This window comes from Heyndrickxia faecalis (genome assembly GCF_040267745.1).
Taxonomy (GTDB): Bacteria; Bacillota; Bacilli; order Bacillales; family Bacillaceae_C; genus Weizmannia; species Weizmannia faecalis.
This window is the reverse complement of the sequence record NZ_CP158453.1, coordinates 2,183,457-2,206,900: the sequence shown is the minus strand read 5'-3', so window position 1 is coordinate 2,206,900 and position 23,444 is coordinate 2,183,457. Positions and strand designations below refer to the sequence as shown.

The following is a 23,444-nucleotide window of genomic DNA, read 5'->3' as shown; positions in this document are numbered from 1 at the left end:
ATGCATTTTATGACCGCTTTGGAAATCATTATTTCGGCGTCTTTACTATCTGCAGCACCGCTTATTTTTACTGCTTTGGGGGGCGTTTTCTCCGAACGTTCCGGCGTGGTGAACATCGGCCTTGAAGGGTTAATGATCATGGGGGCTTTTATATCGATTGTCTTTAATTTAACGTTTTCTCATGCCCTGGGCGCCTGGACGCCGTGGATCGCGGTAGTGGTGGCGATGCTTGTCGGCGGATTATTTGCCTTGATCCATGCGGCTGCATCCATTTCTTTCCGCGCCGACCAGACAGTCAGCGGCGTTGCGATTAACTTCCTTGCGCTCGGCGTCGCGATGTTTCTCATCAAAAACATTTACGGGAAAGGCCAGACCAATACGATCAGCGAATATTTCCAGCAGGTGGATGTTCCCGGCCTCAGCCATATTCCCGGGATCGGCAAACTGTTTTTCCAGGGGATTACATACCCTTCTTACATTGCCATCCTGATTGCGATTCTCGTCTGGTTTATCCTTTACAAAACGCCGTTCGGCCTACGCCTCCGTTCGGTCGGGGAACATCCGATGGCGGCCGATACGATGGGCATCAATGTTGTAAAAATGCGCTACTTTGCCGTCTTTTTATCCGGTGTATTCGGCGGAATCGGCGGGGCCGTGTACGCACAGTCGATCACCCTGAATTTCAGTTCTTCGACGATTTCAGGGCAAGGGTATATGGCGCTGGCTGCGATGATTTTCGGCAAATGGAATCCGCTCGGCGCGATGGGGGCCGCTTTATTTTTCGGATTTGCACAGAGCCTCAGCATCGTTGGCAACAGCATTCCGTATTTGAAAGAAATCCCGAGCGTTTATTTGCTCATTGCGCCGTATGTCCTGACCATTCTGGCACTCGCCGGATTCATCGGGCGTGCGGAAGCCCCGAAAGCAGACGGCGTCCCTTATATCAAGGGTGAACGCTAGGTTATTCCATCCGGCATCAGGCTGCTTTTCCCGCCTGGTGCCGGTTTCTTTATGTGCCGTAAAACTTGCCGGGACACCTGTCTCCCTTGTATAGTAAAATTAATGCATTTACAGGTTAAACAACCCCCTAGTCAGGCATACTTTTACTATTGGCACGAAGCTCGTTGAAAAAGGAGGATCCATATGGCCATTTCAAAAGAGACGGTTCGCAAAATGAAAGGGTACACACTACATACCATCAAAACGGACAAATACAAAACGAATACGCTTGTATGGAAAATGAAAGCACCGCTTGAAAAAGACACGGTTACGCTGCGGGCCCTGCTCCCGAATGTGCTTCAAAGCAGCACGAAGCGTTTGAATACGACCGCAAAATTAAGGGCGTATCTCGATGATTTGTACGGCGCTCATTTTTATGTCGATACGGCCAAAAAAGGGGAATACCATATTCTAACCTTTACGATTGAAATTGCGAACGAAAAGTTTTTGCAGGATGCAGAACCGCTGCTCCAACGGGGGGTTGAATTTTTGGCGGAAGTTTTGCTGAACCCGCATGCAGACGGCGGGCAGTTTGACAGCCAAACGGTGGAAAAGGAAAAACGGGTGCTGAAACAGCGGATCCAGTCTGTATACGATGATAAAATGCGGTATGCAAGCATGCGGCTGATTGAAGAAATGTGCAAAGGAGAGCCGTACGCACTGCAGGCAAACGGTGTTCTTGATGATGTGGACGCCATCACGCCTGCCGATCTTTATCAATATTATCAAAAAGCCATCCGGGAAGATGAACTGGACTTATTTGTGACAGGTGATGTCGATGAAGACCGGCTTGCGGCCATTTGCGAATGCCTGCGTTTTCCGGACCGCGAGCCGACACGCGCTGCCGCAAGAACGCTTCAAAAGGTCTCCAGCGTCAAAAAAATCAAAGAATCGCAGGATATCCGCCAGGGCAAGCTGAATATCGGCTACCGCACCAATATTACGTTCGGAGACAGCGATTATTTTCCGCTCCAGATGTTTAACGGCATTTTCGGCGGTTTTTCCCACTCCAAGCTTTTCCTGAATGTACGGGAGAAAGAAAGCCTTTGCTATTATGTCGCGAGCCAGATCGAGAGCCATAAAGGGCTCATGATGGTGATGAGCGGCATCGAATCCGCGAATTTTGACAAGGCCGTCTCCATTATTGAAAAACAGCTGGAAGCAATGAAAAACGGCGATTTCAGTGAGCAGGAAATCGGGCAAACGAAAGCCGTTATCCGCAACCAGCTGCTTGAGTCAACGGATACATCCCGCGGCCTCGTTGAAATTTTGTACCATAACGTCATTGCCGGCACCAAGACCGGCGTGGAAGACTGGATAAGGGAAATCAAGGCAGTCGGAAAAGGGGAGATTGTGAAAGTGGCGGCAAAAATTGAACCCGATACGATCTACTTCTTGTCCGGAATGGAGGGGAAATAAATGGAAACCCAACAATTCAGCCAGCTTGGCGAAACGCTTTACGGTGAAACACTTGATAACGGATTAAAAGTCTATGTGCTCCCGAAGCGCGGGTTTAACAAAACATTTGTCACGTTTACGACAAAATACGGTTCTGTTGACAACACGTTTGTCCCGCTTGGAAAAAGCGATTTTGTGCGGGTCCCGGACGGCATTGCCCATTTTCTCGAACATAAAATGTTTGAAAAAGAAGACGGGGATGTGTTTCAGCAATTTAGCCGGCAGGGCGCATCCGCCAATGCTTTTACAAGTTTTAACCGGACGGCCTATCTGTTTTCAAGCACCGATCAGGTGATGAAAAACCTGGAAACGCTGGTCGATATGGTGCAAACGCCGTATTTTACCGCACAGACGGTTGAAAAAGAAAAGGGAATTATCGGCCAGGAAATCATGATGTACAATGACACCCCGGACTGGCGGCTGTATTACGGCCTGATTGAAAATTTATATGCAAATCACCCAGTAAAAATTGACATTGCCGGCACGGTTGACTCGATCGCAAAAATCACCGCGGAGCAATTGTACGAGTGTTACCATACATTTTATCATCCAAGCAATATGTTGCTGTTTGTCGTCGGAAATGTATCGCCGGATGAGGTTCTTTCTTTTATGAGAGAAAACCAGGCGAAGAAAAAGTACGAAAAAGCACCGGAGATTAAAAGACGTTTTCCGGAAGAACCGGCACAGGCGGCCGAAAAAGAGCAGAAATTGCATATGAATGTGCAGATTCCAAAATGCCTTGTTGGCGTTAAGGCACTTCATACGAGCCAGCGCGGCGCTGAAATGCAAAAGAACGAACTTGTGGTCAATCTTCTCCTTGACATGCTGTTCGGGCGCAGTTCAGATGCGTACAATGCGTTGTACAATGACGGCCTGATCGACACCAGTTTTTCTTTTGACTATTCGCAGGAGCAGGGATTTGGATTTGCGATGGCCGGAGGGGATACGAAAGATCCGGACCTTTTGGCAAAACGGCTGAAAGAGGTGATGATTGCGGCAAAAGAAGGAAAAGGTTTGGCGGAAGAAGCGCTTGAACGGACGAAAAAGAAAAAAATTGGGGGATTCCTGCGCCAGCTGAACTTACCTGAATTTATCGCCAACCAGTTTACAAGATATGCGTTTAATGATATGAATTTATTTGACGTCGTCCCTGCGCTTGAACAAATCCGGTTCAGTGATGTGCTGGAAACGGCGGAAGCTTTTTTTGAAGAAGAACGGTTTACCGTTTGCCAAGTTTTACCGAAATAACCCGGGACTCTCCCGGGTTTTTAAGTGGGGGAGAAAATTGAAAAAGTTTGCGTTGATTACGGGTGCGAGTGGCGGCATCGGGAAGGCAACAGCTGAAATGCTGGCAAAAGAAGGATGGAATTTGTATTTGCATTACCATCAAAATGAAGCGGCCATCAAAGAACTGCTTTCCATTTGCCGGCATTTCGGGGCGGAAGCGATCCCGATCCGCGCCGATCTTGCAACGGACGGCACCGTAAAAACGATTGCAGAAAATGTTTTTCATCTCGATGCGATCATCCATGCGGCCGGCATTTCCCACTACGGGCTGCTTTCGGATATCGATGAGGCAGCCATTGACAAGCTTTACCGGATTCATGTGAAGGCGCCGCTTCTGATCATCAGGCAGCTGTTGCCCAAATTGCGGCAAAATGCGGTTTCACACATTGTGCTTGTCAGTTCAATCTGGGGACAGGCAGGCGCGGCGTGCGAAGCCGTATATTCGGCGATGAAAGGCGCACAGATCGCATTTGTAAAAGCGCTCGCCAAAGAAACGGCAAGAAGCGGCGTACGGGTGAATGCGGTCGCGCCCGGGGCGGTTGGCACCAATATGCTTTCAAGGTTTGCGCCGGAAGAAATTTCGGATCTCGAAGCGGACATCCCGCTCGGCCGGCTTGCCAAACCGGAAGAAATTGCCGGCGCGGTTTCTTTCCTGCTCTCGGAAAAAAGCAATTACATCACCGGCCAGACGATTGGCGTCAATGGGGGCTGGTATATGTAGTCCCGCCTGGAGAAAGTTGCAAAGGAATCCTCTTTGTTTTTTCGCGGATTAACCAAAAAAGGGCAACAGCACACCGTTTTGCCCGGCTGGTGCCTTGAAAGAAGCACGGGTTCCATTTTCCATGCATAGCCTTCCACGCCGGGTCACAAACTAAGGTTGAACAACTTGAAAGGAGGCTGTGACATGAACGTATTCGAAAACTGGGACCAATGGAAAAACTTTTTGGGGGACCGCCTCAACCAGGCAAAGCAACAGGGGATGCCCCAGGAAACGATTAACAAACTTGCTGAGCAGGTCGGCGATTATTTGGCCGCACAAGTAGATCCGAAAAATGAACAGGAACGCGTTCTTGCTGACTTATGGTCAGTGGCATCGCAGGAAGAACAGCAAGCCATTGCCAATGTAATGGTAAAACTCGTTCAAAATAACGGTACCCAGTCATAAAGAAATACCGGCGCATCATGATAACAATTGGCTGCTTTTTTACAAGAAAAGCCGGTTGTTTGGCTGATGCCGCCGGTTTTTTCATGTCACGACAAAATTCACGATTTTTAGAGCTTTCGCTTCCTTATTGATGTAAAATCATATATCATATAACCTAGATATGTTCGTTTGGATCCGGATTTCGGGAGGGGTTATGGGTGGATGACAGGAAAGAGTGGTACTTGGAATATGAAATCACGATCAACCGGCCGGGGCTGTTGGGTGATATTTCCTCTCTCTTGGGCATGTTAGCGATCAATATCAGAAGCATTAACGGCGTTGACCATAAAAAACGAGGCTTGCTGCTGTTTGTCAAAAATGAAGAACAGATCGGCCGGCTCGAATCGATATTGCGAACAGTGGAAACGATAAAAGTAACGAAAATCAGGGAATCCAAGCTCAGGGACAGGCTTGCAGTCCGGCACGGAAGGTATATCCAGCGCGATCATGACGACCGGAAAACATTCCGCTTTGTGCGCGATGATCTCGGGATTCTGGTCGATTTTATGGCCGAGCATTTTAAACAGGAAGGCCATAAGCTGATTGGCATTCGCGGGATGCCGCGCGTCGGAAAAACAGAATCGATTGTGGCTGCAAGCGTGTGCGCCAATAAAAAGTGGATTTTTCTCTCCTCCACGATGATCAAACAGACGGTGAGAAGTAGTCTGATTGAGGATGAATACAATGCAAACAATATTTTTATCCTGGATGGTGTCGTATCCGCCGAGAGGGGAAACGAACGGCACTGGCAGCTGATCCGTGAAATCATGCGGCTTCCGGCTGTTAAAGTGGTGGAACACCCGGATATTTTCGTGCAGCGTTCGGAATACACGCTTGATGATTTTGATTACATTATTGAGTTGAGAGAAGACCCGTCACAGGAAATTACATATGACTTACTCCAGCAAAACCGGATGTTTCAAGGCGAATTTGGAGGATTTGATTACTAGATTGGCAGGTGTTACCATGACGGAATTAGGGAATCGTTTAAAAGAAGCAAGGAAAGAAAAGGGCATCAGCCTGGATGATTTGCAGGAGATGACCAAGATCCAAAAAAGATATTTGAAAAACATTGAAGAAGGAAATTATGATTCAATGCCTGGAAAATTTTACGTCCGGGCATTTATTAAGCAGTATGCCGAGGCAGTCGGGCTTGATCCGGAAACTTTATTTGAAGAGTACCAGAGCGACATCCCCCGTACGGAACAGGAAGAATTTCCCGAGCAACTTTCGCGGGTGCAGACGTCCTCCAAAAGGGCCGCACCGGATACCGTCAAGATGATGAACGTGCTGCCAAGGATCCTTGTGGTCGCCGCCATCATCGCGATTTTATTTTTGCTTTGGTTTGTCGTATATAAGTTTGCCGGTCACAACACAAAGGAAAAGTTAAACAGCGGGGCTTCCGGCGATGTGAGCGTACAAAAAGAAAACGTCAAATCGGCTGAAAAGGTGTCATCCGGCAAAAACACCGGCAGCTCTTCCGAAAAAAAGGCGGCGAAAACGTCAAAAAAACCGGCCTCGAAAACGAAGAAAACAGCCCAAAAACTGGAAACCGTATCTTCAAGCGGGTACACGACCACCTATAAACTGGCCGGCACCAACCAGTTCAAACTTGAACTGAAAGCAAACGGCGGACGGTCATGGGTACAGGTGAAAAACAGCGACGGTTCAACGAACTTTCAACAATTGCTGAATGACGGGGACAGCCGGACAGCGGATCTGTCAAAACAAAAACAAGTCACGATCACGGTCGGAAACACCGTCAATACGGAAGTGTATATCAATGGCAAAAAACTAAAATACAATATTCCGGCATCCAAAGAAGTACGCCAGGATATGATCGTCCAGTTTAACGGGTCACAAACGAAATAAGCCTTGTTTTAAGGCTTTTTCTTTGGAAAATATATAGACAGTTGGAGGAAAAGCCAGTGAATTTGCCGAATAAAATTACTGTATCACGTGTATGTTTAATCCCTGTTTTTTTACTCATCATGGCGGTGCCGTTCGATTGGGGCACCTTTGATTGGCTGGGAGCCAAAATTCCGGTCACCCATTTTGTCGGTGCGGTGATTTTTGCCATTGCCTCTATGACAGACTGGATCGACGGCCACTATGCCCGCAAATACAATCTCGTTACCAACTTCGGGAAATTTCTCGATCCGCTTGCGGACAAACTGCTTGTTTCAACGGCGTTTATTTTGCTCGTTGGGCTCAAGCTGGCGCCGGCATGGATTGTTGTCGTAATCATTGCCCGCGAGTTTGCCGTGACAGGCTTGCGACTGATTTTAGCAGAGGGCGGGGAAGTAGCAGCAGCCAATATGCTTGGGAAAATCAAAACATGGACGCAAATCATTGCCATCCTTTTATTGCTGTTGCATAACTTCCCGTTTTCGGCGCTCTCTTTCCGCATGGATCTGGTCGCTTTGTGGGTGGCGCTCATCTTTACCATCTGGTCAGGTGCTGATTATTTCTATTTAAACCGGGGCGTACTTGCCCGCTCGAAATAACCATGCAGTGAAAGGCAGCCTTTCACTGCTTTTTTGCCCGCCGGTGGCTTGTGCTAATCCGGCACGGGAGAAAAAGGCAGCCATTGCTTCGAGTGGATTTGCGGCCTGGATTACGCCGCCATGTGTTCGTTTTTTTGCTCTAAAAGAAAGGGAGGAATGGAAAGTGAATGCCGAAATTATTGCAGTCGGTTCGGAACTTTTGCTTGGCCAGATCACCAATACAAATGCCACATTTATTGCCGCACAATTGGCAGAGATCGGCGTGGATGTGTACTACCAGACCGTTGTCGGTGATAACGCAGAGCGGCTCGAAGCGGCAATCCGGACAGCGGAGGGTCGCGCCGATCTATTGATTTTTACGGGTGGGCTCGGTCCGACAAAGGATGATTTAACAAAAGAAACGATTGCATCGCACATCGAAAAAAAACTGGTGACAAACGAAGATGCCATGCGCTCCATCGAACAGTTTTTTATCCGTACAAAACGAAAAATGACGGAAAACAACAAAAAGCAGGCACTGGTCATCGAAGGTTCAAAAGTGTTTCCGAATGACCACGGTATGGCGCCGGGCATGCTGGCCAAAAGCGGAAACCACTATTATATGCTGCTGCCCGGCCCGCCGCATGAACTGGAACCGATGTTTATCCATTACGCAAGCCCCGCGATCCAGGAAGAACTGGAAACGATCGAAAAAATCGAATCGCGCGTCCTCCGCTTCTTCGGGATCGGCGAATCCCAGCTGGAAACAGACATCCGCCATATACTGGACAGCCAAACCAATCCGACTGTTGCTCCGCTTGCGAAAGAAGGGGAAGTGACACTTAGGATTACGGCGAAACACCAGTCGGCGGAAACGGCGAACCAAATGATCGATCAAGTGGAAAAAGAGATTATGCAAATTGCCGGATCGTATTTTTACGGTTATAACGATACGACATTAATGGAGGCCCTGCTCGAAAAGCTTTCGAAAAAACAGCTGACGCTTGCCTGCGCGGAAAGCCTGACTGCCGGCAAATTTGCAGCGGAAATGGCGTCCATCCAGGGTGTCAGCACAATGTTGAAAGGCGGCGTTGTCGTCTATTCAAACGAAGCGAAGATGAAGCTCGCCAAAGTGAAAAAAGAAACGCTTGACAAGTACGGCGCCGTCAGCAGCCAGTGTGCAAAAGAACTGGCGGAAAATATCCGTAGCATTATGGATGCCGACATTGGCATCAGTTTTACAGGCGTGGCTGGCCCGGACTCCCTTGAAGGCCATCCGCCGGGAACCGTGTGGATCGGCATTGCGATAAAAGGGAAAGAAACTGCCACTTATCTGTTGGAACTTCCCGGATCCCGCAACAACGTCCGCACGCGATCGGTGAAATACGGCTGCTGGCATTTGCTGAAACTGCTTTAGGTCGAAAGCCGCTTCTGCTCATGGCAAGTGACGGAAGCGGCCTTTTTATAAAAAAATTTGTTTGCCAAAAATTCAATTTTCGGCTCTTTTTGCCGGGGGAATTTTCATTTTTACAGGGGGAAAACCCCATTTTTTTGCCGGATTTTTGCAAAAAAGAGACGAATGAGCGTTCGAGATTTTGCTTGGCAAACAAAGAAAAAACGGGTATAGTATAGATATAGATTCATTGCTTTCGAGAGTTTGGAATGAATAAAAGGAGGAAATTTTGTGAATGATCGTCAAGAAGCCTTAGACAAGGCTCTGAAACAAATAGAAAAGCAATTTGGTAAGGGTTCCATTATGCGGTTGGGCGAGCAGACCGACCGGGTTGTCTCCACGATCCCGACCGGTTCGCTTGCGCTTGATATTGCCCTTGGTGTCGGTGGTTACCCGCGCGGCCGTGTCATTGAAATATACGGCCCTGAAAGTTCTGGTAAAACAACGGTTGCCCTGCATGCGATTGCGGAAGTCCAGGCACAGGGTGGACAAGCGGCGTTTATTGATGCGGAACATGCACTTGACCCGGTTTATGCCCAAAAGCTCGGTGTCAATATTGATGAGCTGCTCCTGTCCCAGCCGGATACGGGCGAACAGGCGCTGGAAATTGCGGAAGCGCTCGTCCGCAGCGGCGCAGTGGACATTGTAGTCGTTGACTCCGTTGCTGCGCTTGTGCCGAGAGCGGAAATTGAAGGGGAAATGGGCGATTCCCACGTCGGCCTCCAGGCACGGCTGATGTCCCAGGCGCTGCGGAAATTATCGGGTGCAATCAACAAATCGAACACGATTGCGATTTTCATTAACCAAATCCGGGAAAAAGTCGGCGTAATGTTCGGTAATCCTGAAGTCACACCGGGCGGCCGTGCGCTCAAATTCTACTCATCCGTGCGCCTTGAAGTGCGCCGTGCCGAACAGATCAAACAAGGGAGCGACATTGTCGGCAACAAAACGAAAATCAAGGTTGTCAAAAACAAAGTAGCGCCTCCGTTTAAAACGGCAGAAGTGGATATTATGTACGGCGAGGGGATCTCAAAAGAAGGCGAGATCGTCGATATGGGAAGCGACCTTGACATCATCCAAAAAAGCGGGGCCTGGTATGCTTATAACGGCGAGCGGCTCGGCCAGGGGCGTGAAAATGCGAAGCAATTTTTAAAGGAAAATGCGGATCTGAAAAACGAGATTGCCGCAAAAATCCGGGAACATTACGACCTGACAGAAGATGCCGGTTCCCATGAAACCGAGAAAGCTATAGATGAACAAGAAGCTGTGGAAGGACAGGAAGAATTAAATTTGGAGTAACCGGTGTATAAGCGCCTGAAATGCTGACCGCATCCAGGCGCTTTTTGCCGTCCATTTACCGCACTTTTTTGCGCCACAAAATCTGCATGGCGGAGAGGAATCAACACAAATTTACAATGGCAATCTTTCCGCTTCACTTGACAATAAAAATTCCCACCTTTAAAATTAATATGTATATTTTATTTTTCTAAAAATGACTTTCTCCTGTACGGAAAGCAAATCCTCCCGGAAGTTTCCGGAAGGGGGGCCGGTTTTTTCATCCGGCGGCTTTTCCGCATGCGGCTGATGGAACCATCCTTGTCTTCAGCCGGACCGGGACGAAACGCATGATTGGGTTTTCATGCATATACACCGGAGGGGCTTGCCCCGGGATCGACGTTTTACTTTTTAAGCCAGGCGCTGTATACTGTAAACCTAAGGATTAATGTAACAGCCGACATTTTTAACGTAGAAGAAGTTCATAGCAAGAGGAGGTGAGATTGATGGAGTCTCTCATATGGATCATCTCCCTTTTGCTTGTCCTTATCGTCGGTGTAGTTGTTGGCTATTTCATCCGGAGATCAATTTATGAAGCGAAAATTGCAGGGGCGAAAAATGCGGCAGATCAGATCGTTGATGAAGCAAAACGCGAAGCTGATCGCCTGAAAAAAGAAGCCCTGCTTGAAGCGAAGGATGAAAATCATAAACTTCGTACGGATATGGAACGGGAATTGCGTGAACGAAGAAATGAATTGCAAAGACAGGAAAACCGCTTATTGCAAAAGGAAGAGAACCTCGATCGCAAAGATGAATCGCTCGATAAGCGTGAATCGATGCTTGAAAAGAAAGAGGATTCTTTAAACCTGAGACAACAACATATTGAAGAGATGGAAAGCAAATTGGAGGAGATGGTTAACGAGCAGGAGTCTGAGCTGGAAAGAATCTCGGGCCTCAATCGCGAACAGGCGAAAGCCATCATTATTGAAAAACTGGAAAACGAGCTTTCCCATGACATTGCCGTTAAGGTAAAGGAAGCGGAAACAAGGGCAAAAGAAGAAGCCGATAAAAAGGCGAAAAGCATTCTTTCGCTGGCCATTCAGCGGTGTGCAGCCGAGCATGTTGCTGAAACAACGGTATCGGTTGTCAACCTGCCGAATGATGAAATGAAAGGCCGCATCATCGGAAGGGAAGGCCGCAATATCCGGACACTTGAAACGCTGACCGGGATTGACCTGATCATCGATGATACGCCGGAAGCGGTGATTCTTTCGGGATTCGATCCAGTGCGCCGGGAAACGGCACGCATTGCACTGGAAAAACTGGTTCAAGACGGCCGCATCCATCCGGCCCGCATTGAAGAAATGGTTGAAAAAGCAAGGCGGGAAGTGGATGAACATATACGCGAAGTGGGGGAACAAACCACTTTTGAAGTTGGTGTCCATGGCCTCCATCCGGACTTAATCAAAATTCTTGGCCGGTTAAAATTCCGCACGAGCTACGGGCAAAATGTCCTCAAGCACTCGATAGAAGTCGCATTCCTTTCCGGATTGCTGGCTGCCGAACTCGGGGAAGATGAAATCCTTGCCCGCCGTGCCGGTCTGCTTCATGATATCGGAAAAGCGGTAGACCATGAAGTAGAAGGAAGCCATGTGCAAATTGGCGTCGAACTCGCAACCAAATACAAAGAACATCCGGTGGTCATTAACAGTATTGCTTCTCACCATGGCGATACGGAACCGACCTCTGTTATCGCGGTGCTTGTCGCTGCCGCTGATGCTTTATCCGCTGCACGGCCTGGGGCGCGCAGCGAAACGCTTGAGCATTACATCAGACGGCTTGAAAAGCTGGAGGAAATCGCCGAATCGTATGACGGTGTTGAAAAATCGTTCGCGATCCAGGCGGGGAGAGAAGTACGCATTATGGTGAAACCGGAACAGATCGACGACCTGGAAGCTCATCGCCTGGCACGTGATATCCGCAAAAAAATTGAAAATGAGCTGGATTATCCGGGCCATATTAAAGTAACGGTTATTCGGGAAACGCGGGCTGTTGAATATGCAAAATAAGCGGTGACGTGTTCACCGCTTATTTTCTTTAACGTTTTGAAAAGAAAATAAAGATTGTTTTACAAAGCATAGAAAGGATTTATTGCATGAAGATTTTATTTATAGGGGATGTTGTAGGGTCATTAGGGCGTGAGATGGTGAATGAATATTTGCCGAAGTTAAAGGCGAAATACAGGCCGCATTTGACCATCGTAAACGGGGAAAATGCAGCCGGCGGGCGTGGGATTACCAAAAATATTTACCGCGGCCTGCTGGATGCAGGTGCGGATATCATCACGCTCGGAAACCATGCATGGGACAACAAAGAGATTTTCGACTTTATTGAGGATGCAAAATGGATGGTGCGCCCGGCCAATTTTCCGGACGGGACCCCGGGAAAAGGGATGGCGTTGATCAAAGCGGAAGGAACGGAGTTTGCAGTCATCAACCTGCAGGGCAGAACGTTTATGAACGCGCTCGATGACCCGTTCCGGAAAGCAGAAGAGATGGTGGCACTGGCAAGAAAAAGAACTCATTTTATCTTTGTTGATTTTCATGCCGAAACGACAAGCGAAAAGCAGGCGATGGGCTGGTTTCTCGACGGCAAAGTGTCTGCCGTGATCGGGACGCATACGCATGTGCAAACCGCGGATGCAAGAATTTTGCCAAACGGTACAGCCTATCTGACCGATGCCGGCATGACCGGGCCGTACGATGCCATTCTCGGCATGGACAAAGAAGCGGTAATGAAAAAATTCCTGACTTCGCTTCCTGTCCGTTTTGAAGTGCCGAAATCGGGAAGGAAAATATTAAGCGGATGCATCATCAGCCTTGATAAAAAAACAGGCAAAGCCGCAACGATCCAGAACATTTTAATTAATGAAGACCACCCGTTTATCTCTGAATAAACGGGTTTTTTCTTTTTCCGGATGGGTGCCGGGCAGGACAGCGCCTCTTTTTATGTACCGGTGCTTATGAAGGATGGCATAACTCGCAGAACAAAGGAATATAGTAGCAGTGAAATGATTTTTCCCGCTGTGCGGGGGGCAGCTCCCCGGAGTTTTTTTGAGCAAGAGACGTTCACGAAAGCCCGCACGACAAGCAGGAAAATCAGTAGCCTATATGCGGGGCGGCTGCCGGATTGTTTCGGACAGCCGCCCCGTTTCCAGCGAAGCCGGGAAAAGGCCGGGCTGGAAACGGGCAAGAGATACTTCACGTTCGAACATGAATCGTCACTCTGAACGGACATTCGGTTAACGGAAGGAGACAAGGAGGAGAAGGAATGGAAATATTAAAAGTTTCAGCAAAATCTAATCCTAATTCTGTAGCTGGTGCACTTGCCGGTGTTCTTCGTGAAAGAGGGGGGGCGGAAATCCAGGCGATCGGGGCGGGCGCCATTAATCAGGCTGTAAAAGCCGTTGCCATCGCAAGAGGGTTTGTGGCCCCGAGCGGTGTGGATTTAATTTGCATCCCGGCTTTCACGGATATTCAGATTGAAGGAGAAGAAAGAACCGCTATTAAACTCATCATTGAACCCCGCTGATATAGATTGAAAAGAAACGCTGTTTGCAGAAGCAGACAGCTTTTTTTTGTATGGAAAAAAGGTTTGCGGAAACTGTCATACTTTATCAGCAAAAAGAACCCGTCCACGTGATAAAGTAAAATCGTGGCGCGCTTTATCTTTGCGCCTTTTTTACTGCAGCCTGAAAAGTGGCTGAAGGAGGGGTGGAAGTTGATCCATATCATTGCTACTGCTGAATCGTCCGGGCAGGCTGAAGCGCTGATTGCGGCCGGAGTGGATACCCTCTATATCGGGGGGAACCGTTTCGGCTTGCGCATGCCCGGCCATATCACGCTTGAAGACATAGGCGACATTACAAAGTTTGCACACCGGCAGAATAGAAAAGTGTATACAGCCGTTAACGGATTGATGCATAACGGCCATATAGAGGCGCTTCCGGAATATTTGTTATCACTTGAAAAAGCGGGAGTGGATGCGATTACTGCCGGGGATCCGGGCGTGATACAGCTCTTAAAAGAAATGAAACTGAATCTGCCTTATATTTACGATGCACAGACGCTTGTCACATCGGCAAACCAGATAAAGTTCTGGCTCAAACGCGGGGCAATAGGGGCCGTGGCGGCGCGCGAATGTACTTTTATTGAATTAAAAGAGATACAGGCGCAAATCAAGCAACCCGTCGAGGTACAAGTATACGGCCCGACATGCATCCACCACTCGAAGCGCCGCTTGCTTTCGAATTACACCCAATTTGCGCATCTTAATGCCGGCACAACTGTCCGTGACAGGCTCAGCATCAGCGAGAAAAAAGACAGGGAAAATCAGTATCCGCTTTTTGAGGATGAAAATGGCACCCATATTTTTTCCGCAGAAGACATTGCGCTCATTCGGTATTTGCCGGATCTGCACAGGGCGGGGCTGGATACGTGGAAACTCGACGGCATTTTGGCCGAAGGGGAAACCTTTACGGATATTGCCGCCCTTTATGTCCGGGCAAAAGAAGCGGTGCTGTCCGGCACTTTTGATGCGGCGCGTTTTTCAGCTGAGCTTTTGCAATTGCAGCCGGAAACGCGGAAGCTTGGCACGGGGTTTTTCCTGCGGCAGCCGGATGAAGTACAGTAGGAGGGAGAATATGCGAAACATCATCAAAAAACCGGAAGTGCTTGCGCCGGCCGGAAATCTTGAAAAACTGGAAATCGCCGTCCGCTATGGCGCGGATGCCGTATATATTGGCGGACAGGCTTACGGCTTGCGTTCAAGAGCCGGCAATTTTACGTATGACGAAATGAAGGAAGGGGTCCGCTTTGCGCATGCCCGCGGCGCAAAAGTGTATGTAGCTGCAAATATGGTCGGCCATGAAGGCGATGATGAAGGGGCAGGGGATTTTTTCCGCACATTAAAGGAGATCGGGATTGACGCTGTCATCATCTCCGACCCGGGTTTTATCACCATTTGTATGGAAGAGGCGCCCGGCCTTGCCGTCCATTTGTCGACCCAGGCTTCTGCAACAAATTACAAAGCGCTTCAGTTCTGGGAGCAGGAAGGGGTCGAAAGGGTGGTCCTGGCCCGCGAAGTCAGCCTTGAAGAAATCCGCGAAATCCGGAAAAATACCGGTATGGAAATAGAGGCGTTTGTACAGGGGGCGATGTGCATTTCGTATTCCGGGCGTTGCGTACTGTCCAATCATATGGCGAACCGCGATGCAAACCGCGGCGGATGCGCCCAGTCATGCCGTTGGAAATATGACTTGTTTGAAAATGAAGGAGCCGACATCTTAACAGCTGGCGGCGAGCCGTTTTCCATGAGTGCGGTGGACCTTACGATGATCCATCACGTGCCGGAATTGATTGAAGCGGGTGTGGGAAGTTTTAAAATTGAAGGCAGAATGAAGTCGATCCACTATGTTTCGACTGTGGCGAATGTGTACCGGGCGATTGTCGATGCCTATTGTGAAGATCCGGACCATTTTGTTTTTGACCCGGCGTGGGAGGAAGAAATTTGGAAAGTGGCACAACGGGAACTGGCCACCGGTTTTTACTTTGGGGAACCGGATGCCCACCAGCAACTGTTCGGGCGCCCCCGCAAAATTCCGAAATATACTTTCGCTGCCCGTGTTTTGGATTACGATCCGGCTACAAAAATCGCCACGCTTGAACAGCGCAACCATTTTACGACAGGGGAAGAAGTGGAGTTTTACGGGCCGGGATTTGCCCGTTTCACCCAAACCATCCGCAAGCTTTGGGATGAAGACGGCAAGTGCATTGAACGTGCCCCGAATGCGATGATGACCGTGAAAACAATCGTCGACCATCCTGTAAAACCTTATGATTTGATGCGGATACGCAAAATGCCGGTGAGTACGGCACGCTTTTCAAACTTTCCTGGACAGGCTCCAAGTGAATGAAAATTTACCTCAAAACGGCGGGATACAAAAATACGTTCCCGCCGTTTTTGCATCCCCGGCTTTCGTCAATTTGCCTTCCAATGGTATGCAAAACAGGTGAAACTATGCAATATTGCATAAGAAACTTTCCGTTTTTCCCCCTACCCCTCCGAACTCCCGCGACTGCTTTTCCTGAATTCTGAGTTTTTCAAATCCTCCTCTTGTTTTTCTAATAATTGGTATGAAAATTGCAAAGATGTAGAATAATAGGCCTTCGCATGGATGGAAGCGGAGCAGCCTTATTAGCGTACCAAAAAGCAAACATCTTTGATTCGTGGAAGAGAGAGGGAGGATGATAAAATTGGAGAATGCGACATTAAAGCGTTCACTCGGTTTATGGGCCATCGTCGGACTTGGATTAGGGTATATGACGCCTACCATTGTGTTTGATACTTTTGGCATCGTATCAAAGGAAACCAACGGGGTGGTGCCGCTTGCCTATATCACTGCGTTGATTGTCATGCTGTTTACCGCCATCAGTTACGGGAAGATGGTAAAAGTTTTCCCGAACGCCGGATCTGCCTACACGTATACAAGGGAAACGATGAACCCCCATCTCGGTTTCCTTGTCGGGTGGGCGGCGTTGCTCGACTATTTGCTGTTGCCCATGGTGAATGCTTTAATTATCCGGATTTATATGGTATCCGTCTTTCCAAACGTGCCCGCCTGGATCTGGGTGGTGACGTATGTAGCCGCCGTGACGGGCATCAATGTATGGAGCATGGGGAAAACGTCCAATATGAACACCATTCTTGTCGTTTTTGAACTCGTGCTAATCGGTGCTTTTCTTGTGCTGGCCGTTGTACAATTTTCGCACGGAATGGGAAAAGGTACGGTTTTCACTTTCGATCCGCTTTACCACTCCAATGTCCGTTTGAGCGCGGTCCTGACCGGAGCGACAGTCGTATGCTTCTCGTTTATCGGCTTTGATGCGGTAACGATGTATGCGGAGGAAGCGAAAGATCCCAAAATCATGCCGAGAGCGATCATGCTAACGGTTTTTATCGGCGGTGCGGTCTTCTTTATCGCCAGTTATTTCGCGCAAGCCTTGTTTCCGGACGTTTCCCATTTTAAAAACACGGATGACACATTGCCCGAAATCGGATTGTATGTGGGCGGAACGCTGTTTAAATTATTGTTTATTTCCGGTGCATTTGCCGCCACGGTTGCGTCCGGCCTTGCTTCCCATGCCAGTGTTTCGCGGCTGTTATATGTGATGGGGAGAAACGGCGTCCTGCCGAAGCGATGGTTCGGGTACGTGCATCCGAAATTCCGGACCCCCGCATGGAATGTAATCCTTGTCGGCCTGGTGTCGCTGCTTGCGATCACGCCCAGCCTGGAACTCATTTCCTCGTTTATCAACTTTGGCGCCCTGATTGCTTTTACATTCGTCAATTTATCTGTTATTGCCTTCTTTGTCTTCCGGAAAAAGCGCTATAAAACGGCAAAAGATGTGTTTTCCTACCTGGTGATGCCTTTAGCCGGGGCAGGGCTGACGGGCGTTTTATGGTCCAACTTGCAAAAAGACGCCCTCATTTTCGGCATTATCTGGTCAGGCATCGGATTTATTTATATGGCGATCCAAACGAAATTTTTCCGCAAGCAGGTCATCGATTTTCAATTGGATGAAGCAGAAAAAACTTCTATTCTTTAAGATAAAAAGCAATGGTTACATGGCAGAAGATGTGCAGGCATCTTCTTTTTTTGTGCCGGACTATTTCCAATATTAAAATATAGTGATACTATATTTTTAGAAGGTGCAAGGAGGAATCGCAATGCCGGCAATTGCAAAAGAAAAAATAAAGCCGATCATCCCCTTTTCGGTTGACGGTGAAGAAGATTTAAGGCTGGCGTTACAAAAGCATAAAGGGCCTTTTCTGTTTTTAAAGAAGGACGGAGAATTATTTGCCTATGCCTTGCTGAATCATCAACTGCTGGAAAAGCTTAAAAAAGGCAACTTTTCAAAAGAAACCCTGCTTCGCCACGCAAAACCGCTTGACGGGATCAGCCGTCTCGATGACCATATTTCCATTACGAGCTTGTTCCAAATCATTGGTGAACCATTTGCGCTTGTGAGAAGCGAAGATGGCCGCCCGTCCGGCTACATCCAAAGAGAGGACATGCTGGCGGAGCTCTTTAAACAGGAAAACGAAAGCGCCCACTTTCTGAAAATCTTGCTCGCATCGATCCCAATGGGCATTTTTGTGCTCAACAGGGAAAAACGGATCATCCATTGTAACGAAGCAGGTTTACGAATGATTAAATTGCCGCACGAAGCGGTGCTGAATGCCCCTGGTAAAAGTATTTTCAGCCATGACCATATCGCAAAAGCGTTTGAAACCGGGAAAACGTATCTGAACCATCTTGAATTCGCAAACGGGGTCGGGGTTTTGGCCGACTACAGCCCGATTCAAAATTTCGCCGGTGAAGTTGAAGGCCTGATCATTGTCGTTCAGGATTTGCCGATGGTAGAAGAAATGGCACTTGAAATCGAATATATAAAAGACTTAAATAAAGACTTGAATGCGATTCTGTCGACGATTTATGACGAAATTCTTGTCGTCAATGCAAAGGGCGAACTGCTTCGCTACGGGGAGAACATCATTGAAGATTTCTGGCAGGTGGACGTAAAAACGCTGATCGGGAAAAATATCCTCGATTTTGAAGACCAGGGCTTATTCACCCCGTCGGTTATAAGGCTCGTGATGGAAAAACGGAAAAAAGTATCCGTTGTGCAGGAAACGCGGACGGGAAGAAAAATTCTGGCCGTCGGGAACCCGGTTTTTAATGAAAAAGGCGCGCTTGACCGGATCATTATTGCATCGCGGGACATAACCGAGACGACCCGGTTAAAAACCGAACTGAAAGAGATGAAAGAAATTTCAGCCCGGTACAAAAAAGAGCTCGACCAGTTCAAAAACAAAGACCGGTTTTTGAAAAAAATGATTTACTGCAGCCCGAAAATGGAAAAAATCATGCACCAGGTAAAGAAAATCGCCGAATTTTCGTCCACTGTTTTACTGTCCGGCGAATCGGGCGTCGGAAAAGAAGTCATTGCCCAGGCGATCCACCAATTCGGGAAAAGGTCGGAAAAACCGTTTTTAAAACTGAACTGCGGTGCGATTCCGGAAACTTTGCTGGAAAGCGAATTGTTCGGATATGTCAAAGGCGCCTTTACAGGTGCGGAAAAAAACGGAAAAGAAGGATACTTTAAGCAGGCGGACGGCGGCATTTTGTTCCTTGATGAAATCGGCGAATTGCCGGTGCACCTGCAGGTCAAATTGCTGCGGGTGCTGCAGGAACAGGAAGTGATCCCGATCGGCAGCACAACCCCCATTAAAATCGATGTCCAGATCATTGCGGCGACAAATCAAAACCTGGCAAAAATGGTGGAAGAGGGCCGGTTCCGGGAAGATTTATATTACCGATTGAACGTCATTCCGATCCGGATCCCGCCGCTCCGGGAACGGCCGGAAGATATATCGCTGCTTGCCTTCCACTTTTTGCAGCAATTAAACGAAAAATACGGCCGGAAGTTTTATTTAACGCCTGATGCGATCAATGTGCTGGAATGTTACCCGTGGCCGGGAAATGTAAGGGAACTGCAAAATATTATTGAAAGGCTGGTCGTCACTGCGGACCATGCTGCCATCGATGGCGGGTTTGTCAGCCAGTTTTTAACATTCGGCTCTGAAAGGAAAAAAATGAAGCCGGTCGTCACAAGAATCATGCCGTTGCAGGAGGCGATGGAGTCCGTCGAGGAGCAGCTCATTTTGCAGGCCATGAACCAGTATAAAACGACAACAAAAGCGGCGAAAGCACTGGGCATCAGCCAGTCTTCCGTCAGCCGCAAATACCAAAAAATATTAAACAAGAAAAACAGGAAAACAGAGGATGCCGTTTTCAAGTAAAGCTTCTTCTAAAAACCCCTGCTGCCGCAAACAAAGCCTAAAAAACGGCGGGACGCTACCATTCACAGTGTCCCGCCGTTTTTTTGCAGCCTGCAACTTGTTTCAGTGCCTCCCGGTGTAAACGCGCCGGTTTTCTTTTTTACTTTCCCCGCTCCGTTTCCATGCAGAAAAAAATAGCATTATGCAAAACTGCATAATGCTGTGCGTGCGAAACCGCATAAATCAGGCTGAAAATTAATTGGCACCCTTCTTGCAAGATTATTCGTCGAAGAGAATAAAGGAGGATGAAAAATGGTCGGGGTACAACAATCCGTCATCAACCTGAAAATGTATATTAACGGCGAATGGATCGATGCAGATAACCGGGAAACGCGTGCCATAAAAAATCCTGCGAACGGTGAAACCATCGCCATTGCCCCGGAAGGCACCACCCGTGATGCCCATGAAGCAGTGGATGCAGCTCGAAAAGCTTTTGAATCGGGGATATGGTCCGGCATTCCTGCACAGGAAAGGGCAGCGTATTTATTTCAAGTTGCCGATAAAATCGACGAAAACGCGAAGGCTTTAACCAGGCTTGAAACGTTGGACAACGGGAAACCGTTAAGAGAAGCAAGCTATGATATTGCCGATGCGGCTGCCTGTTTCCGTTACTACGCCGGCTTAATTACGAAGCCTGACGGGTTTACCTACCATGTCGCAGATCCGATGCAGGCAATGGTTGTCCGGGAACCCGTCGGGGTATGCGGCCTTATCGTGCCATGGAATTATCCGCTTTTAATGAGCGTCTGGAAAATCGCGCCGGCACTGGCAGCCGGAAATACGATCGTTTTTAAACCGTCCGAGGTGACGCCGGTGACAGCCATGAAGCTCTTTGAAATCTTTGAAGAAATCGGCTTGCCGAAAGGTGTCGCCAATATGGTCATGGGCGCGGGGCCGGTAGTAGGCGAGGAGATCGTCACCCATCCGGAAGTGGATATGATTTCCTTTACCGGCGGCACGAAAACCGGGAAACATCTGATGCGGCAGGCGGCCGATACGTTGAAAAAAGTTTCCCTTGAACTCGGCGGGAAATCTCCGAATATTATTTTTGCCGATGCAGATTTTGAAACGGCCGTTGATTACGCCTTGTACGGCATTTTCAGCGGGGCCGGCCAGGTATGTTCCGCCGGCTCGAGAATCCTTGTTGAAGAAAGCTTGTACGAAAGATTTGTCTCCCATTTTGTGGAAAGAGCCGCCAAAATTAAAGTCGGGCCGGGGGATGATCCGGATACGGAAATGGGCCCGCTTGTCAGCGAAGAACATATGAAAAAAGTGCTTTCTTATATTGAAATCGGCAAGCAGGAAGGCGCCACCTTAGCGCTTGGCGGCAACCGCCTATTGGAAAACGGGCTGGATAAAGGGTATTTTGTCGGGCCGGCCGTGTTTGTGGATGTTAAACAAAACATGCGGATTGTCCAGGAGGAAATTTTCGGCCCTGTCGTTGTTATTCAAAAATTCAAGGATGAGGCGGAAGCTGTAAAATTGGCCAATGACACGGTATACGGGCTGGCCGGTGCGGTTTTCTCCAATGACGGGGCCAAGGCGTTAAGGGTCATTAAAAAGATCCGGTCCGGCATTACGTGGATCAATTCCTATCATCCTACTTATAACGAAGCGCCGTGGGGCGGCTATAAGCAAAGCGGAATCGGGCGCAGCCTCGGCACATTCGGGCTCGAAGAATTTCAGGAAATCAAACAAATCAACATCAATTTACAAGTGGAACCAACCGGCTGGTTTTCACATGAAAAATAAGGAGAGATCATAAATGGGGATAGATATCAAACAAGAGAAGAAAAACAGCGAAGAACAAGCGGTACTCGGTTATATTCATAAAGTGCTGAATTTAATTGAAAAACAGGAAGTCACGCAGGAAGAAGCGGAATGGATTACGAAGGAAACGGTGGACGGATTCCGCGAATATGTGAATCCGGGCTTTCTGGAATACCGGAAAACCGTGACGGAAGGCGGCCAGTTTGCGGCAGTCGAATGGTCCGACAGCGGCGCCTGTTTTAAAGATGTAAACGGCAAAGAATATATCGACTGTCTGGGCGGTTTCGGAATCTACAATGTCGGGCACCGTAATCCGAAAGTCGTAAAAGCTGTGACCGACCAGCTGAAACGCCAGGCGCTCCACAGCCAGGATTTGCTTGACCCGCTTCGGGCCATGCTTGCAAAAATATTGGCGGATATCACGCCCGGCGATTTAAAATATGCGTTTTTCACAAACAGCGGAACGGAAAGCGTGGAAGCGGCATTGAAACTCGCAAAAATGTACAGCGACCGGACAACCATCATTTCGACTACCCGTGCTTTTCATGGGAAAAGCCTCGGTTCATTGTCCGGGACGGCGAAAGGCATGTTCCGCAAACCATTCCTTCCGCTTGTTCCGGGCTTCCGCCATATCCCGTACGGCGACATTGACATGATGCGAAAAACGTTTGAAACATGCGCCCTTGTCGGAGAAGATGTTGCAGCCGTCATGCTGGAGCCGATCCAAGGGGAAGGCGGCATTATTCTCCCGCCGGAGGGCTACTTGCAACAAGTCCGTGAACTTTGCGATGCGTTTGGCGCGCTGCTCATTTTTGATGAAGTGCAGACCGGCATGGGCCGTACCGGAAAAATGTTCGCGGCGGAACTTTACGGCGTCGTCCCGGATATTCTCTGTCTCGCGAAAGCTTTTGGCGGCGGTGTGATGCCTGCCGGCGCGGTGGTCGCGAAAGAAGAAGTGTTCAAAAGCTGGTTCCCGAATCCGTTCATGCATACTACCACTTTCGGCGGAAATCCGCTTGCCTGTGCTGCGGCAATTGCAACGATCGGTGTCCTCATCGAGGAAAAGCTGCCGGAACGCGCAGCTGTTGCCGGGGATTATTTCCTGAACGGCTTAAAAGAGGCGGCAAAAGGCCACGAAGACATTGTCCAGGAAGTCCGCGGGAAAGGGTTAATGATCGGGATAGAATTCCATTCGGATGAACTCGGTTATGAAGTGGCAAAAGGCATGTTTGACGGGGGCGTGCTTGTCGCAGGCACATTGATTAATTCGAAAACTTTGCGCTTTGAACCGGCACTTACAATCAGCTATGAAGAAATCGACCAGGTTATCCGTACGTTCAAACACGTTTTATCGCAAGTGAAGGCATAAAATGTAAAACGGAAGAGAAACGCAAAAAGCCTCTGCCTGAAACAGGAAGGGGCTTTTTGCGCCGGGCACGAAGGTAACGGCTTCTTTTTTCCCGGTAAAGCGCACAGCCCGGTGTTTTGCCAATGTGACACCGGCACAAACCGCGAATGAATCCGCGTTAAATGGTTAAACAAACGGCTT

The 23,444-nt window shown here is 48.6% G+C and carries 19 protein-coding genes; all 19 read left to right on the top strand.

The genetic code is table 11. From position 1 onward, the window contains the following. The 19 genes from ABR335_RS10740 to ABR335_RS10650 all read left to right on the top strand — a co-directional run bounded on the left by ABR335_RS10740 (nucleotide 1) and on the right by ABR335_RS10650 (nucleotide 23,264). Nucleotides 1-960 carry an ABC transporter permease gene (locus ABR335_RS10740; protein ID WP_014098510.1) on the top strand — a complete coding sequence of 320 codons (960 nt, stop codon included), beginning with the start codon at nucleotides 1-3 and terminating at the stop codon, nucleotides 958-960. Between the two features lie 183 nt (nucleotides 961-1,143). Further along, nucleotides 1,144-2,418 carry an EF-P 5-aminopentanol modification-associated protein YfmF gene (gene yfmF / locus ABR335_RS10735; RefSeq protein ID WP_014098509.1) on the top strand — a complete coding sequence of 425 codons (1,275 nt, stop codon included), beginning with the start codon at nucleotides 1,144-1,146 and terminating at the stop codon, nucleotides 2,416-2,418. Then, on the top strand, nucleotides 2,419-3,705 hold the full coding sequence (gene yfmH, locus ABR335_RS10730; protein WP_017551553.1) for an EF-P 5-aminopentanol modification-associated protein YfmH: 1,287 nt from the start codon (nucleotides 2,419-2,421) through the stop codon (nucleotides 3,703-3,705). A 37-nt stretch (nucleotides 3,706-3,742) separates the two neighbouring features. Then, nucleotides 3,743-4,465, top strand: coding sequence for an elongation factor P 5-aminopentanone reductase (ymfI, locus tag ABR335_RS10725; RefSeq protein ID WP_017551554.1), 723 nt, complete (start codon nucleotides 3,743-3,745; stop codon nucleotides 4,463-4,465). Nucleotides 4,466-4,648: 183 nt separating this feature from the next. Beyond that, a complete protein-coding gene (locus ABR335_RS10720; RefSeq protein WP_013859159.1) occupies nucleotides 4,649-4,909 on the top strand; it encodes a DUF3243 domain-containing protein in 261 nt (86 codons plus the stop codon). Nucleotides 4,910-5,106: 197 nt separating this feature from the next. After that, a complete protein-coding gene (locus ABR335_RS10715; RefSeq protein ID WP_014098506.1) occupies nucleotides 5,107-5,898 on the top strand; it encodes a DUF3388 domain-containing protein in 792 nt (263 codons plus the stop codon). Between the two features lie 16 nt (nucleotides 5,899-5,914). Then, nucleotides 5,915-6,820 carry a helix-turn-helix domain-containing protein gene (locus ABR335_RS10710; protein WP_017551555.1) on the top strand — a complete coding sequence of 302 codons (906 nt, stop codon included), beginning with the start codon at nucleotides 5,915-5,917 and terminating at the stop codon, nucleotides 6,818-6,820. A gap of 56 nt (nucleotides 6,821-6,876) precedes the next feature. Next, nucleotides 6,877-7,455, top strand: coding sequence for a CDP-diacylglycerol--glycerol-3-phosphate 3-phosphatidyltransferase (gene pgsA / locus ABR335_RS10705; protein ID WP_014098504.1), 579 nt, complete (start codon nucleotides 6,877-6,879; stop codon nucleotides 7,453-7,455). A 163-nt stretch (nucleotides 7,456-7,618) separates the two neighbouring features. Further along, entirely contained in the window at nucleotides 7,619-8,851 is a 1,233-nt protein-coding gene (locus tag ABR335_RS10700; protein ID WP_026104628.1) for a competence/damage-inducible protein A, read from the top strand. A gap of 267 nt (nucleotides 8,852-9,118) precedes the next feature. Continuing rightward, a complete protein-coding gene (gene recA / locus ABR335_RS10695) occupies nucleotides 9,119-10,186 on the top strand; it encodes a recombinase RecA (protein WP_014098502.1) in 1,068 nt (355 codons plus the stop codon). A 482-nt stretch (nucleotides 10,187-10,668) separates the two neighbouring features. Then, the gene (gene rny / locus ABR335_RS10690; protein WP_014098501.1) at nucleotides 10,669-12,231 is read left to right on the top strand and encodes a ribonuclease Y; all 1,563 of its coding nucleotides are present in this window, start codon (nucleotides 10,669-10,671) and stop codon (nucleotides 12,229-12,231) included. Nucleotides 12,232-12,317: 86 nt separating this feature from the next. Next, nucleotides 12,318-13,118, top strand: coding sequence for a TIGR00282 family metallophosphoesterase (locus tag ABR335_RS10685; RefSeq protein WP_014098500.1), 801 nt, complete (start codon nucleotides 12,318-12,320; stop codon nucleotides 13,116-13,118). 374 nt (nucleotides 13,119-13,492) lie between these two features. Further along, nucleotides 13,493-13,753: a stage V sporulation protein SpoVS gene (spoVS, locus tag ABR335_RS10680; RefSeq protein ID WP_014098499.1), complete on the top strand. Its 261-nt coding sequence runs from the start codon at nucleotides 13,493-13,495 to the stop codon at nucleotides 13,751-13,753. A 189-nt stretch (nucleotides 13,754-13,942) separates the two neighbouring features. Further along, the gene (locus ABR335_RS10675) at nucleotides 13,943-14,854 is read left to right on the top strand and encodes a peptidase U32 family protein (protein ID WP_014098498.1); all 912 of its coding nucleotides are present in this window, start codon (nucleotides 13,943-13,945) and stop codon (nucleotides 14,852-14,854) included. Between the two features lie 10 nt (nucleotides 14,855-14,864). Then, nucleotides 14,865-16,136 carry a peptidase U32 family protein gene (locus tag ABR335_RS10670; protein WP_014098497.1) on the top strand — a complete coding sequence of 424 codons (1,272 nt, stop codon included), beginning with the start codon at nucleotides 14,865-14,867 and terminating at the stop codon, nucleotides 16,134-16,136. A 331-nt stretch (nucleotides 16,137-16,467) separates the two neighbouring features. Beyond that, entirely contained in the window at nucleotides 16,468-17,829 is a 1,362-nt protein-coding gene (locus ABR335_RS10665) for an APC family permease (RefSeq protein ID WP_172653414.1), read from the top strand. A 121-nt stretch (nucleotides 17,830-17,950) separates the two neighbouring features. Further along, the gene (locus tag ABR335_RS10660; RefSeq protein WP_017551560.1) at nucleotides 17,951-20,086 is read left to right on the top strand and encodes a sigma 54-interacting transcriptional regulator; all 2,136 of its coding nucleotides are present in this window, start codon (nucleotides 17,951-17,953) and stop codon (nucleotides 20,084-20,086) included. A gap of 291 nt (nucleotides 20,087-20,377) precedes the next feature. After that, the gene (locus ABR335_RS10655) at nucleotides 20,378-21,877 is read left to right on the top strand and encodes an aldehyde dehydrogenase family protein (RefSeq protein ID WP_014098494.1); all 1,500 of its coding nucleotides are present in this window, start codon (nucleotides 20,378-20,380) and stop codon (nucleotides 21,875-21,877) included. A 13-nt stretch (nucleotides 21,878-21,890) separates the two neighbouring features. Then, on the top strand, nucleotides 21,891-23,264 hold the full coding sequence (locus ABR335_RS10650) for a putrescine aminotransferase (RefSeq protein WP_014098493.1): 1,374 nt from the start codon (nucleotides 21,891-21,893) through the stop codon (nucleotides 23,262-23,264). Nucleotides 23,265-23,444 lie beyond the last annotated feature (180 nt).